The organism is Muricauda sp. SCSIO 64092 (assembly GCF_023016285.1).
Lineage (GTDB): Bacteria > Bacteroidota > Bacteroidia > Flavobacteriales > Flavobacteriaceae > Croceivirga.
The window spans coordinates 4,964,385-4,980,166 of record NZ_CP095413.1 but is presented as its reverse complement, the minus strand read 5'-3'; the positions used below and the strand labels follow the sequence as shown (position 1 = coordinate 4,980,166).

Genomic DNA, 15,782 nt, shown 5'->3' with positions numbered 1-15,782 from the left:
GTTTCATTGGGTGTACGATTTTTTTTCTTAGAAAAACGGCTATTCCACCTTTGAAAAAATCGACACTGGTCATTTTATACTGGACAATCGTTGGAGTATTTTCCGTTGTATGTACCCTTGTTGTCCTGAGCATAGATGGGGACAGTCTCAATGTGGATAGATGGTCCGCCCTGGAGTTAACGGTTCAAGGAATAACTGAAGGTAAATACCCCTATTCCCGAAAAGACCATTTAGGCCAGATGAGCTCTAATTTTCCAGCCTTGGGGTTCCTGGGCCTACCATTCTATATGCTAGGCGATGTCGGGTATTTACAAGTATTTGTCTTTATAGTGTTTTCCTTTTTCCTGTTCAAAACATGTAGCGCAGAAAAAACGTCCTTTTTTATGCTGTTTCTTTACCTTTCCTCTCCAGCTTTGATTTGGGAAATCCTTGCAAAAAGTGATTTGGTCAGTAATCTTTTTCTTGTTTTTCTTTTTATTGAATACTGGAAGAAAATATACCATGGGGATTTGTTTAAGAAACCTATGGTATGGGGAGCGCTGATCTCATTTTTTGTATTGACAAGAGCGGTCGTTGTTATTCCATTGGTCATTTTATTTCTGCGGGATTTTTGGCAAAGTAAAATGGGGATTAAAATTAAAATAGTGCTATCAATGGCACTAATGGGCCTCATCATTTGTCTCCCGACACTTTTATCCGTTCCTAATTGGGATACGTTGAGAAATCTCAATCCAATCTCCCTTCAAACAAACAAAGCCCCTTTTATCGCTTACCTGTTGTTATTGACTACTTTTTATATTCCCTGGCTTACAAAAAAACATAATGACCTTATTTTCTATAGTGCCTTGATCATTTTTATGATACCCTTTATTGGAATGATCTTTACAATTGTGCAAGTTGGTTGGCATACGACCCTTTTCAATCACCAATTTGACATTTCTTACCTTAGTATGTGCATACCACCTATCCTTATTTGGATCAAAAACAATTTGGACTTTGAGGATAGGTTCAAAAAGGCATGAAACTTAATGTTTTGTGCAAGTAATGACAGCTAAGGTATTGAAAATCAAAACCATTTTGTCCGTAGTACGGAATTATCCGAATCCAATACGATATGGAAGTTAAAAGGATTATCGAGTTCATTAGCAGGGGACGAACAGATTATATTTTTCAGCTCTTCAAAAAGGACAATTGGAAAGAATTGCTTCATAATGGTCCGGTAAAACCGATGCAATGGCTTGTCTATTATAATGATACTACCGCCTTGAAAGCAGTTTTGGAATATGGCGGAACACTCGAAAGTATTGATTTAAATGAGGAATTGGGAAATGCCGCATTTTTCGGACACTGGAAGGTTTGTGACTTTTTGATAAACCATGGAGCTGATGTTAATGCCATTATTGACAAGACCAATGAAACACCGTTGCATAACGCCCTAACCAAGGCCGGTAGGCCCTATTACTATTATGTGGTCAAATTACTGGTGGAAAAGGGAGCGAATGTCAATGCCAAAACCCTTCCCGGTGTGGAAACGGGTGCTTTTATGCGCGACGTAAGAACCAAGGGAGAAACACCCTTACATCGGGCAGCGGCCTATGCTGATGAACGAACGATTAGCTTTCTTATTGAAAATGGCGCGGACAAAACGGAAAAAGATGCAAATGGGGATTCTCCCCTGAGTTGGGCCAGCGAACATCTGCGCCCCGGCACTATACTCTCTTTGCTAAGTTTCGGTGAACATACCATTGGAGATGGCCATAAAGTAAAAAATACAAGTGACCATGGACAAGGATGGGGAAACAGCATGGACTGGAATTTACTGGGTGATTATTTGCCCGAAAAATGACGAAACGGGACAAACGCTAAAAATGAATGTCCAAATCGAGCATGTGGGTATGAATTAGCGAGGTCGAAAACCAGGTGGGTTCAGCAACTGCGCATATTGCCAATAGTAACGAGATGTAATGGAACCAAATTACTGGCTTTCCCGGGAAAACCACATCCTGTATGAAACTATTTAAGTAGCACTCGGTGATGGTTTTCAACTGTCTTTTTCAACTCCCGAAGCCATAACCGGGCTCAAAATCCAATAATTGCTTCTTACCACCCTCCTGTATCGACTTATAAATGGCCTCCACGATCATCATATCCCGTTTTCCCATTTCCCCGGGGGCCAAATTGGGGGCATCGTAAAGAATATGCTTGGCAAAATCATCCATTTGTAGTTTTTGTTGACTTTCCTGTTTAAAGTCCAATTCCCCTCGTGAAGTCCTTCCGGCCAATGGAATATAGGTACTTGCAGGGTCCAATTCAAACCACCCGTTCTCACACGTGGCGTAAAGTCGGTTGGCTATCACGTTATGGGAGGTCATCATATTGGCCACTGCCCCACTGGGAAACTCAAATTGGGCCGTTATGGTTTCATCGGTATCCTTAAAATATTCAGGACGGGTGCTGTACTCCTGTGCCTGGACGGAAATAGGATTTTGCCCAGTGCCATAGATAGCGCTCTGTATGGCATAAACACCCATATTGACCAGGGCACCACCACCGGACAATTTTCTATCCAAACGCCATTGATTGGGGTTGGACGTAGACCGATAGGCCGCATCTGCAGATACATAAAGGACTTCGCCGAAGGTTTTCTCCTTTACAAAGCGCTTCACTTCTTGCGTATACGGTTCGGAATGCAAGCGGTAGCCCATTCCCAGTTTTACCCCGGCATCTTTGCACGCTTTAATGATTTCATTACACTCCTTTACGTCCATGGCCATGGGTTTCTCGCAAATTACATGTTTACCTGCTTTTGCCGCCCGGATGGAGAATTCCGCATGCATGGAATTGGGAAGTACAACATAGACCACATCAATTTCCCTATTCTCCTTGATCGCATCAAAATTGCCATAGTTGAAAATATTGCCCTTGGGAATATTGTACCTACTGGCCCATGTTTTCGCCTTGGCCGGGGTACCGGTCACTATCCCTGCCAAATAACAATGTTCGGTGTCCATCAAAGCTGGTGCCAACTGATAGGTGCTATAACTGCCAAGACCCACCAATGCTATACCCAGTTTCTTCTTTTGATTGGAACCTGACATGGCACAGGCCAAAGGCACATTTGCCATTAATGTGGTTGCTCCAACTCCTCTGGACAGGGTCTTTGTGAATTTTCTTCGACTTAACGCTTTCATTGTTCCATTCGTTTCGTTTTCAAGTTAAAGAATAGTTTCCCTTCCAACACAAACTTTAGCTTATTCTTATCCAAAATCCCTATTTTTAACAGAGACCAATTCAAAACGAAAATGAAAAAAAAGCTACTCTATTTTTGTATCCTTTCCATAACTAGTCTCGTTGTTGCCCAAGAACGGAAATTACCAATAGATACCACGGTTACCACGCAACACAGTGTTACGGTAAACGGAACTTCCTTTTCTTACACAGCTACCACGGGCACACAACCTGTTTGGGACAAAATGGGAAAACCAATTGCTGCATTACATTACACGTACTACACCCGAAACAATGTAAAAAACAAGGAGGAACGCCCTTTATTGTTTTCGTTCAATGGAGGCCCTGGTTCAGGTTCCGTTTGGATGCACCTGGCCTATACCGGGCCCCGGATTTTAAAAATTGATGATGAAGGATACCCCGTTCAACCGTATGGGGTAAAGGAAAATCCGTATTCCGTTTTGGATGTGACGGATATTGTATTTATAAACCCAGCAAATACAGGTTATTCCAGAACTATTCCCGAAACGGGTGAGGAAGTGGATAGGGATGTGTTTTTTGGCATCAATGCCGATGTAAAATATTTGGCGGAATGGATGAACACCTTTGTCACCCGAAATAACCGCTGGCGTTCCCCTAAGTATATCATAGGTGAGAGCTATGGTGGAACCCGTGTTATGGGACTCTCCTTGGCCCTCCAAAACCAACAATGGATGTATTTGAATGGGGTTATTATGGTTTCGCCAGCCGATTATAAGGTGATTCGCGTGGGTGGTCCCGTTTCCAGTGCGTTGAACCTTCCGTATTATACGGCAGCAGCATGGCACCATAAGGCATTACCTGCCGAACTACAAAGCAAGGACCTGTTGGAAATCCTTCCGGAATCCGAGGAATATACCATAAACACTTTGATTCCTGCGATTGCCAAGGGAGGATTCATTTCCGATTCCGAACGAAATGCAGTTGCCAAAAAAATGGCATTTTATTCGGGATTAAAGGAGAAGGATATTTTAGATCAAAATCTCGATGTACCTACCGCTTTCTTTTGGAAAAACCTAATGAAAGAGCGTGGGGGATATACGGTTGGAAGATTGGATAGCCGATATAGGGGTATCGACAAAAAATTGATCGGTATGCGTCCGGATTACAACTCCGAAATCACCTCATGGTTACACAGTTTTACCCCTGCCATCAATTACTATCTCCAAGAGGAGTTAAAATTTAAAACGGATATTAAATACAATATGTTTGGTCCCGTAAGGCCATGGAACAACGAAAACGACAATACGAGGGATAACCTAAGACAGGCCATGGCACAGAATCCGTATTTGAACGTTCTGGTACAGTCCGGTTATTACGATGGTGCCACCACCTACTTCAATGCCAAATACACCATGTGGCAGGTAGATCCCAGTGGGCGAATGAAAGACCGGTTTGAATTTAAAGGGTATCGTTCCGGCCATATGATGTACCTAAGGCGCGAAGATCTACAAAAAGCCAATGAAGATTTAAGGGCCTTTATTCTACGAACCATGATCAAAGGTGAATCTGCAAAATATTAAAACCATGAAAAGAATAGCGCTAACAATCAGTTTACTTTGTGTAATTATAACCACACAAAGCCAGGAAGTTCCCCCAAAAGAATGGCAAATAAAAACAGCTTTGCTGGCCGTGCCAAAGGATTATCAGGACGGAGCCATGGTGTATGGGTATGATTCCAATGGAAACTTTACGACCCTAAGGGAAGGTTCCAATGACTACATTGCCCTGGCGGATGATCCCAAAAATGACAAATTCTCCACTGCTGCCTATCATAAGGATTTGGACCCTTTTATGGCCAGGGGACGGGAGTTAAAGGCCCAGGGCAAGGAGTTCCAGGAGATTTTTGACATTCGTGAGAATGAAGTGAAATCAGGTAAGCTTAAGATGCCCGACAAGGCCACCCTTTGTGTATTTACAGGTGAAGTGAACCCCGACACCAAGGAAATTGAGAACCCCTACCTTCGCTATGTGTTCTATATTCCTTTTGCCACCGGGGAATCCACAGGTTTACCCACTACTCCTACCCCGCCCGGACATGCATGGATTATGGACCCGGGCACCCATAGGGCACATATTATGATTTCGCCTCCAAAAAAACAATGAAGAAAATAGTTTTTGAAAATCCCCATAGGAAAAAACATTTTGAATTTTTTCATGGGATGAACCATCCCCATTTCAATCTTACCGCCAATGTGGATATTACCACATTCTTGCGGTGGGTCAAAGCCAACAATCTGCCCTTGACCCTTACCTTAGTGCATGAACTTTCCAAAACGGCCAATGGAATCAAAGAGTTTCGATGGAGGATACGAAAGGATGAAGTGGTGGAACATGAACTTGTCCATCCCTCTTTTACCGTTCCAACGGATGGAACGGATGTTTTTAGTTTTTGTACGGTAAGGTACCAGCCAGAACTTAACGCTTTTATCCAAGAAGCGAATCAAGTACAACAACGCATGAGGACGAGCCCTTCCGTTGAGGATGAACCCGACAGGGACGACTATCTTTTTATGTCCGCCATTCCGTGGGTCAGTTTTACCGGCTTACAACATGCCATGAGTTATCATCCCCATGATAGCGTCCCCCGGATCTCCTGGGGCAAGTTCTTTGAACAAAATGGTAGGACGTTGATGCCCTTGTCCGTGCAGGCGCACCATGGGCTGGTGGATGGAAGATACATGGGCGCTTATTTTAATAATTTTCAAGAATACCTTGATTCTGTTAAAATATAGATTACAATACTGTGTTTTCATTAAATTATTTGTAACAAAACTCTTCTTTTCACTACTCATATTACAAATTTATGATTATGGGAGGTGGAGGGTTTGCACAACACGCTAAAAATGTTACGGAAAACAATAGGGCCCTTTTACGTTCCCAAAGGAGAAATCGAAAGACCAATAGGGACGTTTATGGAAAATCTTCAGTAACAGAGCTTCAATTTAAAAAATCTACAAAGGACGATGTTATTAAGGTCAGGGCACAAATGCGCCTATATAATAAAAGGCTCAAAAGGAAGGGGTGGATAGCCTTTGGAATAACAATTTTTCTTCTGTTAGTGCTATGGCGGCTTTTTAGCCAATAATCTTTACATTTAGGGAAAAGGCAATCATGACCAAATTAAAATTCGTAATGGTAACTGCATCCCTTCTATTGGGCTTTTTTCAGAAAAATACTGCTATTGCACAGGACTGGGCCAATTTAAAAAAGTATCAAAACGAAAATTCGGCATTGGAACTTCATAACTCCCAAAATAATCGCGTGGTCTTTATGGGGAACAGTATAACGGAAGGCTGGTTGCAGGCAAATCCCAAATTCTTTGAAGGCAAGCCCTATGTAAATCGTGGTATTGGCGGGCAGACCACCCCACAAATGCTGCTTCGGTTTCGGCAGGACGTCATTGACCTCAACCCAAAAATTGTAGTCATTTTAGCTGGCACCAATGATATTGCGGAAAATACGGGCCCAATTACATTGGAACAAATACGGGACAATATGCTTTCCATGGTAGAACTGGCCAAGGCAAACCATATTATTCCGATCGTTTGTTCGGTGCTGCCGGCCTACGATTATCCTTGGCGCCCGGGCAAAGCCCCAAATATTAAAATTCCGAAGTTGAACGAAATGCTCAGACAAATGAGCACGGAACACAAGGTTCCTTATTTGGATTACTTTTCGGCAATGGTCGATGATCGCAATGGTTTACCTGCGGTCTATACCACGGATGAAGTCCATCTTACCAAAGAAGGACATGCGGTAATGGAAAAACTGGTGGAAAAGGCCATTGGTAAGGTGCTGCAGGAATAACAAAAGCCCTAACGGCCCATGGATCAAAGAGCGACCATTTCTTACTTTTATATTCCCATACAGTAGTAATTGGTTTTGGTAAGTATCATCATTCCCTTTAAGAACACCGCCCCTTTTTTACCAGAATGCTTCGATTCCATTCTAGGTCAAACCTACGCGAAATGGGAAGTTCTGGCAGTAAATGATGGTTCTTGGGACCATAGTAATGCATTGGTTTCCCAATATGCAATCAAGGATAAGAGGATTCGATTGTTTCAAAACAAGGGTGCAGGGATCATACCCGCACTGCAAACGGCGTATTCCCATGTCCGTGGGGAATTCATTACGCGAATGGACTCCGATGATATCATGAAACCCAACAGACTGGAAGTAATGGTAAAAGCGCTGCGGAAATATGGTCCAGGGCATTTGGCCGTTGGACAGGTCCATTATTTTTCCCAAAGCGGCATCAGCGATGGTTACCATCGCTATGAACGGTGGTTGAACCAATTGACCGCCAATGGAAGCAACTATTCGGAAATCTATAAGGAATGTGTTATCCCCTCCCCTTGTTGGATGGCCCATCGAAATGACTTTGAAGCCAGTGAGGGCTTTTTGCCCAATAGATATCCCGAAGATTACGACCTTACCTTTCGATTTTATGAAAAAGGGTTGAAAGTTATTCCCTGTGCCCAGGTACTCCATCTTTGGCGGGATTATGACACCCGCACTTCAAGAACCCATGAACACTACGCCCAAAACTATTTTTTGGATATAAAAATCCATTACTTTTTAAAACTGGAACATGATTCCACCAGACCATTGGTGATTTGGGGCGCAGGTTTCAAAGGAAAAACCATTGCAAAAAGACTATTGGAAAACCATATCCAATTCACTTGGCTCTGTGATAATCCCAATAAAATTGATAAAAAGATATACGGGAAGGAATTAAAGCATTTTGATGTACTAAAAACCTTGAATAGACCCCAAAGTATTATTACCGTTGCCAATGGGCAAGCCCAGATTGAAATAAGGAAATACCTAAAGGAGCTGGGACAAGAATCCATGAAGGATTTCTTTTTCTTCTGTTAGGGATAAGATTGGCTTTCCATTAACATTGCTTTGCCAGTTCAGATAGGGCAAAACCTTATATTTGAACTTTAAAACTTGGAATGCAGTTCAAACATCCAGAAATTCTTTGGGCCTTACTTCTACTGCTCATCCCCATCCTGATTCATCTTTTACAGCTCCGCCGCTTTAAGAAGACGCCCTTCACCAATGTTGCCATGCTACAAAGGGTGGTTTCGGAATCCCGAAAAAGTCAAAATCTCAAAAAGTGGCTTTTGCTGTTTACACGCCTATTCTTGCTTGCTTTTTTAATTATCGCCTTTGCCCAACCCTTTTCCTCAAAGTTGGATGCACTGACCAAAAGGGAAACCGTGATTTATTTGGACAATTCCTTTAGTATGCAGGTCAAGAAGGACGGTATGGCCTTGTTGGGAAAATCCATTCAGGACTTGATACAGATCATTCCCGAAACCACTAATTTCACCCTTTTCACCAACGAACAAACCTTTCAAAATGTCACCATAAAGCAGATACAAAATAATTTGCTTTCCTTGGAGACTTCCGCCAAGCAGTTGCGGTTGGACCAAATTGTTCTAAAAGCAAAATCCCTTTTTACCCAGGACGATAAAAGCATTAAGGAGTTGTTGATCATATCCGATCTACAGGAAAGAATGGCCACTGCAAACGATGTCCTGGATATTGAAAACCTCCATATTGTCCAAACACTTCCCGTTAAAAGAAACAACATTTATATCGATTCCCTTTTTTTGGGACAAGTAGATGGAAATCAAATATCATTGAACGTACAGGTTGTTGGATTGGAAAATAATGAAACCGTCCCCATTTCCCTCTATGACGATGACCGCTTAATAGCCAAAACCGCTGTAAAAGGAGAGGGTTCCGAACGGACGACCAGCGTTCTTTCCCTTGAAAACGGTAAGTCCATTAAAGGAAGGGCCGTAATTGAGGATCAAGTCCTTACCTACGATAACCAGTTTCATTTTACCATCAATGAACGCAGCAAACCCAAAATTTTAGCGATTTCTGAAGAGGAGGCCTCTTTTTTGGAAAGAGTCTTTCCGAAGAGCGATTTCGATTTTTTGAAATTCGACCTTAACAACCTAAATTATAGTTTGTTGGAGTCTCAAAATACCATTATCCTAAACGGATTGCAGACCATTCCCAACAGTTTGGAGACAGTGCTTCTGGATTTTTCCAAAAATGGAGGTTCCCTTGTCATAATTCCTTCTGCCAAAGCCATGGATGTTACTACTTACAATCCTTTTCTAAGGCAGATAACCCCTATTACATTGGAGAATTCCGTAGTTAGTGCAAAAAAAATAACGAAAATAGCCTTTCAACATCCACTATATGAAAACGTATTCGAGAAAAGGGTAACCAATTTTGACTACCCTGAAGTCAAATCCTTTTATAGGACCCTTTCCAATGGTTCGGTGGCCCTTTCCTTCCAGGATGGTTCCCCTTTCCTGATCACATCGCAAAACTGCTATGTATTTACAGCTTCATTGCATGCGGAAAACTCCAATTTCATTAATTCACCCTTGGTGGTACCCACTTTCTTTAATATTGGGGAACAAAGTCTAAAAAATGCTGCCCTGTACCAAACCATTGGGCAAAAACAAAGCGTGGATGTAAACCATAGGTTGGAACAGGACAATATCTTAAAATTGGGCAAGGGGGAAGTGGAATTCATCCCATTACAGCAGTCATTTTTCAATAAAGTTCGGTTAACTTTTGAAGAAAATCCTTCAAAAGATGGAACCTATGTGGTTTTAAGGAACAATGATACACTTCAAAACCTGAGCTTCAATTTCCCAAGGAGTGAAAGCAAACTCAACTACCTTGCTGCCACTGATTTTGGCACTGCAACGGTCCATTCCAGTATTTCCGAGCTTTTTAGGACATTACAAGAAGATACTTCCATTACGGACTATTGGAAATGGTTTGTTATTTTTGCCTTGCTCTTTGCGGTGTTGGAACTATTGATTCAAAAACTGTTTCCATGAATGTACTTTTAAAATCTGCCACAATAGTAGCTCCAGGCCACAAAAACCTCCATCTTAAAAAAAGGGATATCCATATTAGAAATGGAAAAATTGAATCGATCAATGCAAAGATTTCCATGAATGGGAACCTAAGGCTTATCGAACGGAAAAACCTTCATGTATCGCTGGGATGGTTCGATTCTGGTGTGGCTTTCGGAGAACCTGGATTTGAGGAGCGGGAAACTCTTGCCAATGGGCTTGATGTTGCTTCAAAAAGTGGGTTCACCGAAATTCTATTGAATACCAATACCAATCCAAAACCCGATACAAGCCCGGACATTGTGTTTTTGAAGGAACGGAGCGCAAAGAAGAGTACCGTTCTTTATCCCCTGGGAAACGTAACTGCCAATGGCAAAGGTGAGGCTTTGGCCGAACTGTACGACATGCACCAAGCCGGCGCAGTGGCCTTTTATGATTTTAAGTCCCCTATTACCAATGCCAATCTCATGAAAATTGCCCTGCAATATGCCCAGAATTTTCAAGGCCTGGTCTTCTCCTATCCCCTGGATAAGATGGTAAAAGGCAAGGGGGTTGCCAATGAGGGAACCGTTTCCACAAGACTGGGACTAAAAGGGATTCCCGCGCTTGCCGAAGAACTTCAAATTGCAAGGGATCTATATATTTTGGAATATACCGGGGGAAAACTGCACATTCCTACAATTTCCACGGAAGGTTCGGTGCAATTGATTGCCGAGGCAAAGAAAAAAGGCTTGGACGTTAGCTGTAGTGTAGCACTTCACAACTTGGCACTCACGGATTCCTTGCTGGAGGATTTTGATTCCAACTATAAGGTAATGCCCCCCCTACGCACATCAAAAGACACTAAGACATTGCAGAAGGCACTTTTAAAGGGTACCATTGACTTTGTCACCACGGACCACACCCCTTTGGATATTGAGGGAAAACGAGTGGAATTTGATAATGCTGCCTACGGAACCATAGGACTGGAAAGTGCATTTGGGGCACTGAATTCCATTTTTGGGATGGAAAGCGCTGTGGAAATACTCACCAGGGGCAGGGACCGTTTTGGACTGGAAACCCCGCAAATGGAAAAGGGGGCGCCGGCCAACCTCAGCTTGTTCAATCCCGATGGGAATATTGTTTTCGGCAACGAACATATCCATTCAACCTCAAAAAATAGTGCCTTTCTTGGACAGCAGCTCAAAGGCCATGTCTATGGGGTGGTCAATAATGGGAAAATAAACCTGGCATAAACATGGACAAAACTGCTAAGGAGGGAAAAACTGTGGCCATAATAGCATATTTGACAATTGTGGGATGTTTGATTGCCATTACCATGAACTTAGAACCCAAAAACCCATTTTCAAGATTCCATATTCGGCAGGCTTTTGGCATCCATGTCCTTTATCACGTTTTGGCCATTGCCTTGAGCTACCTGGGGATGGCCTGGGCGGCCATACTACTGTTTTTGGTTTATCTGCTCATCTGGGGATTCGGTTTTATCCATGCCATAAACGGAAAGAAAAAACCCTTGCCCATTTTGGGTGATTCATTTCAAAAATGGTTTACATTCATCCAATGAGTGAAATCTGATTACCGCTATTCCATTTTTTAGCGGAAATTCCACTTATATTTACCATCAAAAAAATGAACCCCGCCCCACTATCCCTGGAACATCTGATACGCCCCAACGGTATTCCCTCGGAACATATTCCAGTACTGTTCATGTTACATGGCTATGGCAGCAATGAGGAAGACTTGTTTTCTTTTGCCCAGGAGCTGCCCGAAGAATTTTTCATCATTTCCTTAAGGGCCCCCTATCACCTGGAACCTTTTGGTTATGCCTGGTATGCCATAAATTTTGATGCCGGTTCCGGCAAATGGAGTGATGATGCGCAGGCCATCAACTCCAGGGAAAAAATAGTGACTTTTATGGATGAGGCATGTGAAGCCTATGGCCTGGATAACAAAAATGTAACCCTATTGGGATTCAGTCAAGGAACTATCCTAAGTTATGCAGTGGCACTCTCCTATCCGGAAAAGGTAAAAAATGTAATCGCCTTAAGCGGTTACATCAATGAAGGGATCCTTACCAATGACCATGGGGAGAAGGACCATTCCAATTTAGACATCTATTGTTCGCACGGACAGGTAGACCAGGTCATTCCACTGGAGTGGGCCCAACGTGCGCCCGAAGTGTTGAAAAGCCTTGGAATTACCCATAAATACGAGGAATTTCCCGTTGGCCACGGCGTTGCACCACAGAATTTTTATTCGTTCCGGGACTGGCTGACCGCAAGAATCCAATAACTAATTGTTGCTCCGGGTATAGAGCAAGTGGTCCATTAAAGTGAAATCAACGCTCAAGTTGTCCTTTAACTCATATTTAATGACCAAATCCCCCCAGTACTTGCCATCCGAAAAATCCGCCAATAACCATTTATGGTTCAGCACCTTGATTTTATTGATTTTAAAATCACTTTCCATTCCGGCATAGGGGACCAATGGGTTATCTCCTTTTGCTTCATTGGTTTCCAATAATTTGTCTTCAATATATCGCGTAGGATTCTCCAGATTCAAGTGGTCATAGTAGGCCAATGCGTCATCATTGTTTTCCAGGGAAAAATATTGCATGTCCATTAATCGGAATTGCAGCTTTTCCGTTGAATCCTTCAAAGTGGCAATTTCATTTTCCAAAGCTTCAATTTTTTCAGTACTGGTTTTGGCAGTCTTGTTTCCCTTCATCAATAAAAAAAGGGCAATCAATGCCGCAAACACAAACAGGTATAAAAAGATATTCTTTCGCATTAAATTGAAATTTTTAAGTTGTCGTAGGCCAGATGTACATTATCTGGCAACTGCGCCTCCACTTCGTCATGAAAGCCCAGGAAATGGCTAATATGGGTAAAATAGGTTTGCTCGGCACCTATGGTTTTGGCAAACTCCAAAGCCTCCTCCAGATTGAAATGGGAATAGTGCGGTTCTATCCTTAGTGCATTGACCACCATAACCTTAAGGTTCTGAAGTTTTTGGAGTTCAGCTTCCTCCATACGTTTCACATCGGTCAGATAGGCAAAATCCCGGATTCGAAAACCTAAAACCGGTAGTCTGTTGTGAAACGCCTCAATAGGGGTTACCGTTACATCATCCAATTGAAACGGGCTATCCTTATCAATCAACTGCACCTGAACGGCAGGGGCACCCGGATACCGATCTTCATCCGCAAAAATATAATCGAACCTCCGTTTTAAGGACTGTACCACACGTTCATGGGCATAGATGGGGATGTCCCCCTGCCTAAAGAAAAATGGACGGATATCATCAATACCGGCCGTATGATCGGAATGTTCGTGGGTAAAAAGGATGCCATCCAAACGTTCAATGGGATTGGACAACATTTGTTGCCTAAAATCGGGGCCACAATCAATGACGTAATTATATGCCTTCCAGGAAACCAGAACCGAAACCCGTAGTCTTTTATCCTTAGGATTGGAGCTCAAACAAACAGGGTGATTACTGCCAATAATGGGAATTCCCTGGGAAGTTCCCGTACCCAAAAAAGTAACGGTCAAACGCTGTTCCATTTAAGTCAAAATTATAACATTATTATAGAATAGATTTCATCATCTTCTTAACTTTGTTATTGTTAAAAACTCTGATATGCCCACCAAAACCAGTACAAACAATGGCTTTGAAAACATTCCTTCCATAAAAGCCAAGACCCTGAGAATAAATTTGAACCCAGACATTTATGGAACTTTTGCCGAAATAGGGGCTGGGCAGGAAACTGCAAGGCATTTTTTTAGGGCCGGCGGGGCTTCAGGGACCATTGCCAAGGCCATGAGTGCATATGACAAGGCCTTTAGTGATTCCATCTATGGTATTGAAGAAGATGGCAGGTACGTGACCCAATCGCGATTACGGAAAATGTTGAAGCACGAAATGCGTTTGGTGGAAGAACGTATTGACCGTAAGGAAAACCCCAATTACCGTTTTTTCTCCTACGCCAATACGGTGGCAACGATTGATTTTTCCAAGCGGTACAAAGGACATGGATGGGTTGGGTTACGCTTTCAATTGGAACCCACCCAAAAGGAACCCAATGAGATTATTCTACATGTTCGTTTTAAGCAAAATGAGGCAAGACTGCAACAGGAAACCTTGGGCATTATGGGGGTCAACCTCATTTATGGGGCTTATTTTAAGCACGATAAGCCCAAAAAGTTGCTCAAATACTTGTACGATCATATAGACAAGGACACTCTTGAAATTGACTTGATCAATTTTCACGGACCCAGTTTTAAGGATGTGGACAATCGGTTAATGAGTCTACAACTGATTAAGAATGACATGACGGATGCCGTTATGTTCGGTCCCGACGGGCATAATTTATTACCGGCGGCCGTACTTTATAAAAAGAATATCCTTGCCCTCCGGGGAAGCTTTAGGCCGGTGACCAAAGTGAACATGGATATGTTCCAAAAGTCCCATGACATTTTCATCCGTGAACAAACAGTGGATTATGACAATACCATTGTCATTTTTGAGATTACCTTGTCCAATCTAAAGGCCTCTGGGGAAATTGATGAACACGATTTTATGGACAGGGCAGAGTTGTTGAGTTCCTTGGGACATATGGTCATGATTTCCAAGTTTCAGGAATACTATAAACTGGTCGAATACTTTAATAATTACACCAAGGCGAAAATTGGGCTTACCATGGGCGTCAACAACTTGGTCGATGTATTTGACGAAAAGTACTATCGCCACCTCAGTGGGGGAATTCTTGAAGCCTTTGGAAAATTGTTCTTTAAGGACTTGAAGGTCTACCTATATCCCATGAAGGATTCGAAAACGGGCCAGATAATGACCAGCAATAACGTAAAGGTCCATCCCAGGATGAAGGAATTGTACAAATTCTTTAAGTACAATGGGAAGGTCATGGACATTATTGATTATGATCCGGACATCATGAACATTTTTTCCAGGGATGTCCTAAGACGAATCACCAAAGGCGAAGGGGGCTGGGAGGAAATGCTCCCCGAAGGCGTTGCCGAAATGATCAAAGAGAAAAATCTCTTTGTCCGTAAGGAGGTACCTCAGGAAGAAGGAGTGGAAGAAGATTAAAAAATGCCCTGTTTGAACAGGGCATTTTTTTATGCACTCAATATTTGGGCTGCGTGGTCTTTGGTTTTGACCTTCTCAATTACACGATCCACTACCCCATCTTCATTGATCAAAAAAGTCATTCGGTGCAAGCCATCGTATTCCTTGCCCATGAACTTTTTTGGGCCCCAGACCCCAAACGTCTCAATAACGGTATGGTCCTCATCGGCCAATAGGGGAAAAGGAAATTCGTATTTATTCCTAAAATTGGCCTGTTTCTTTTCAGAATCCTCACTAACACCCAATAATTCGTAGCCCTGTGCCTGCAAATCGGCATAGTTATCCCTTAAATTACAAGCTTCGGCGGTACATCCTGGCGTATTGGCCCTGGGATAGAAGAAAACTATGAGTTTCTTGCCCTTGTAATCGGAAAGCGAAATTGTATTTCCGTCTTGGTCTTTTGATGAAAAATCTGGTACTTTATCCCCTGCTTTGAGTGTGTTCATTGTTTTCAATTTTTGTTTA

16 protein-coding genes are annotated in these 15,782 nt (G+C 42.5%); 12 read left to right on the top strand and 4 right to left on the bottom strand.

Features of this window, described 5'->3' with window-relative positions:
* Positions 1 to 50 precede the first annotated feature (50 nt).
* Positions 51 to 1,022, top strand: a complete 972-nt coding sequence (locus L0P88_RS20640; RefSeq protein WP_247131772.1) for a hypothetical protein — start codon at positions 51 to 53, stop codon at positions 1,020 to 1,022.
* Positions 1,023 to 1,114: 92 nt separating this feature from the next.
* Positions 1,115 to 1,846: an ankyrin repeat domain-containing protein gene (locus L0P88_RS20635; RefSeq protein ID WP_247131771.1), complete on the top strand. Its 732-nt coding sequence runs from the start codon at positions 1,115 to 1,117 to the stop codon at positions 1,844 to 1,846.
* 208 nt (positions 1,847 to 2,054) lie between these two features.
* Here the strand turns inward: L0P88_RS20635 and L0P88_RS20630 are convergent, their stop codons facing one another.
* Positions 2,055 to 3,191, bottom strand: coding sequence for a Gfo/Idh/MocA family protein (locus L0P88_RS20630; RefSeq protein ID WP_247131770.1), 1,137 nt, complete (start codon positions 3,189 to 3,191; stop codon positions 2,055 to 2,057).
* A gap of 111 nt (positions 3,192 to 3,302) precedes the next feature.
* Between L0P88_RS20630 and L0P88_RS20625 the strand changes: the two genes are divergently transcribed.
* The 9 genes from L0P88_RS20625 (at position 3,303) to L0P88_RS20585 (ending at position 12,461) form a co-directional block, all read left to right on the top strand.
* Positions 3,303 to 4,790: a S10 family peptidase gene (locus tag L0P88_RS20625; RefSeq protein ID WP_247131769.1), complete on the top strand. Its 1,488-nt coding sequence runs from the start codon at positions 3,303 to 3,305 to the stop codon at positions 4,788 to 4,790.
* Between the two features lie 4 nt (positions 4,791 to 4,794).
* A complete protein-coding gene (locus L0P88_RS20620; protein WP_247131768.1) occupies positions 4,795 to 5,373 on the top strand; it encodes a hypothetical protein in 579 nt (192 codons plus the stop codon).
* Positions 5,370 to 6,002 carry a chloramphenicol acetyltransferase gene (locus L0P88_RS20615; RefSeq protein WP_247131767.1) on the top strand — a complete coding sequence of 211 codons (633 nt, stop codon included), beginning with the start codon at positions 5,370 to 5,372 and terminating at the stop codon, positions 6,000 to 6,002. Before L0P88_RS20620 ends, L0P88_RS20615 begins: the two co-directional genes overlap by 4 nt.
* A gap of 379 nt (positions 6,003 to 6,381) precedes the next feature.
* Positions 6,382 to 7,077, top strand: coding sequence for an SGNH/GDSL hydrolase family protein (locus L0P88_RS20610; protein WP_247131766.1), 696 nt, complete (start codon positions 6,382 to 6,384; stop codon positions 7,075 to 7,077).
* A 75-nt stretch (positions 7,078 to 7,152) separates the two neighbouring features.
* Entirely contained in the window at positions 7,153 to 8,148 is a 996-nt protein-coding gene (locus L0P88_RS20605; RefSeq protein WP_247134910.1) for a glycosyltransferase family 2 protein, read from the top strand.
* 80 nt (positions 8,149 to 8,228) lie between these two features.
* Positions 8,229 to 10,151 carry a BatA domain-containing protein gene (locus tag L0P88_RS20600; protein ID WP_247131765.1) on the top strand — a complete coding sequence of 641 codons (1,923 nt, stop codon included), beginning with the start codon at positions 8,229 to 8,231 and terminating at the stop codon, positions 10,149 to 10,151.
* A complete protein-coding gene (locus L0P88_RS20595; protein WP_247131764.1) occupies positions 10,148 to 11,404 on the top strand; it encodes a dihydroorotase in 1,257 nt (418 codons plus the stop codon). Before L0P88_RS20600 ends, L0P88_RS20595 begins: the two co-directional genes overlap by 4 nt.
* Positions 11,405 to 11,406: 2 nt before the next feature.
* Positions 11,407 to 11,733: a hypothetical protein gene (locus tag L0P88_RS20590; RefSeq protein ID WP_247131763.1), complete on the top strand. Its 327-nt coding sequence runs from the start codon at positions 11,407 to 11,409 to the stop codon at positions 11,731 to 11,733.
* A gap of 65 nt (positions 11,734 to 11,798) precedes the next feature.
* Positions 11,799 to 12,461 (top strand): alpha/beta hydrolase, encoded by a 663-nt coding sequence (locus tag L0P88_RS20585; protein WP_247131762.1) that lies wholly within the window; start codon positions 11,799 to 11,801, stop codon positions 12,459 to 12,461.
* Here the strand turns inward: L0P88_RS20585 and L0P88_RS20580 are convergent, their stop codons facing one another.
* Positions 12,462 to 12,959: a hydrolase gene (locus L0P88_RS20580; protein WP_247131761.1), complete on the bottom strand. Its 498-nt coding sequence runs from the start codon at positions 12,957 to 12,959 to the stop codon at positions 12,462 to 12,464.
* Positions 12,959 to 13,723: an MBL fold metallo-hydrolase gene (locus tag L0P88_RS20575; RefSeq protein WP_409557739.1), complete on the bottom strand. Its 765-nt coding sequence runs from the start codon at positions 13,721 to 13,723 to the stop codon at positions 12,959 to 12,961. The genes L0P88_RS20580 and L0P88_RS20575 overlap by 1 nt, the downstream gene beginning before the upstream one ends.
* Positions 13,724 to 13,811: 88 nt before the next feature.
* On the opposite strand from L0P88_RS20575, the gene L0P88_RS20570 reads away from it, so the two are divergent.
* Positions 13,812 to 15,278, top strand: a complete 1,467-nt coding sequence (locus tag L0P88_RS20570; RefSeq protein ID WP_247131759.1) for a TonB-dependent receptor — start codon at positions 13,812 to 13,814, stop codon at positions 15,276 to 15,278.
* Positions 15,279 to 15,307: 29 nt separating this feature from the next.
* Here L0P88_RS20570 and bcp read toward each other — a convergent pair whose 3' ends face one another.
* Complete coding sequence (bcp, locus tag L0P88_RS20565) at positions 15,308 to 15,763, bottom strand: thioredoxin-dependent thiol peroxidase (protein WP_247131758.1); 456 nt, start codon at positions 15,761 to 15,763, stop codon at positions 15,308 to 15,310.
* Between the last annotated feature and the right edge of the window lie 19 nt (positions 15,764 to 15,782).

Excerpts from the sequence above, each read along its gene's own strand:
- L0P88_RS20595 (WP_247131764.1), top strand. The coding sequence starts at position 10,148 with ATGAATGTACTTTTAAAATCTGCCACAATAGTAGCTCCAGGCCACAAA.
- L0P88_RS20635 (WP_247131771.1), top strand. The coding sequence starts at position 1,115 with ATGGAAGTTAAAAGGATTATCGAGTTCATTAGCAGGGGACGAACAGAT.
- L0P88_RS20585 (WP_247131762.1), top strand. The coding sequence starts at position 11,799 with ATGAACCCCGCCCCACTATCCCTGGAACATCTGATACGCCCCAACGGT.
- L0P88_RS20615 (WP_247131767.1), top strand. The coding sequence starts at position 5,370 with ATGAAGAAAATAGTTTTTGAAAATCCCCATAGGAAAAAACATTTTGAA.
- L0P88_RS20580 (WP_247131761.1), bottom strand. The coding sequence starts at position 12,959 with ATGCGAAAGAATATCTTTTTATACCTGTTTGTGTTTGCGGCATTGATT.
- L0P88_RS20590 (WP_247131763.1), top strand. The coding sequence starts at position 11,407 with ATGGACAAAACTGCTAAGGAGGGAAAAACTGTGGCCATAATAGCATAT.
- bcp (WP_247131758.1), bottom strand. The coding sequence starts at position 15,763 with ATGAACACACTCAAAGCAGGGGATAAAGTACCAGATTTTTCATCAAAA.
- L0P88_RS20620 (WP_247131768.1), top strand. The coding sequence starts at position 4,795 with ATGAAAAGAATAGCGCTAACAATCAGTTTACTTTGTGTAATTATAACC.
- L0P88_RS20625 (WP_247131769.1), top strand. The coding sequence starts at position 3,303 with ATGAAAAAAAAGCTACTCTATTTTTGTATCCTTTCCATAACTAGTCTC.
- L0P88_RS20610 (WP_247131766.1), top strand. The coding sequence starts at position 6,382 with ATGACCAAATTAAAATTCGTAATGGTAACTGCATCCCTTCTATTGGGC.
- L0P88_RS20600 (WP_247131765.1), top strand. The coding sequence starts at position 8,229 with ATGCAGTTCAAACATCCAGAAATTCTTTGGGCCTTACTTCTACTGCTC.
- L0P88_RS20570 (WP_247131759.1), top strand. The coding sequence starts at position 13,812 with ATGCCCACCAAAACCAGTACAAACAATGGCTTTGAAAACATTCCTTCC.
- L0P88_RS20630 (WP_247131770.1), bottom strand. The coding sequence starts at position 3,191 with ATGAAAGCGTTAAGTCGAAGAAAATTCACAAAGACCCTGTCCAGAGGA.